Annotated in this window: 1 protein-coding gene; it reads right to left on the reverse strand. The window is 47.6% G+C overall.

The genetic code is table 11. The annotated features are described in order from the left end of the window. The coding region (locus tag AB4585_RS25485) for a SulP family inorganic anion transporter (RefSeq protein ID WP_372171570.1) at positions 1–259 on the reverse strand (259 nt) is incomplete at its 3' end. Between the last annotated feature and the right edge of the window lie 35 nt (positions 260–294).

Genomic DNA, 294 nt, shown 5'->3' on the forward strand with positions numbered 1-294 from the left:
ACTCAACACCATGCACGGCAACAAGGCTTACCATTACAACAGCCATTGCGCCTGTCGCACCAGAGATCATACCTGGACGACCGCCGAAGATAGAAGTGATTAAGCCAACGATAAAGGCAGCGTATAAGCCAACCATAGGGTCAACACCTGCAACAAAGGCAAAGGCTACCGCTTCGGGTACCAATGCAAGTGCTACGGTTAGACCGGACAAAACGTCATTCTTGACGCTTTGAGCTGAAAACTGTGGAGATTCAAACATTTGTGTTATTTCATCTTTTGGTTTGGGTTCACGAC

This window comes from Vibrio sp. 10N.222.49.C9 (genome assembly GCF_041474985.1).
Classification (GTDB): domain Bacteria; phylum Pseudomonadota; class Gammaproteobacteria; order Enterobacterales; family Vibrionaceae; genus Vibrio; species Vibrio crassostreae_C.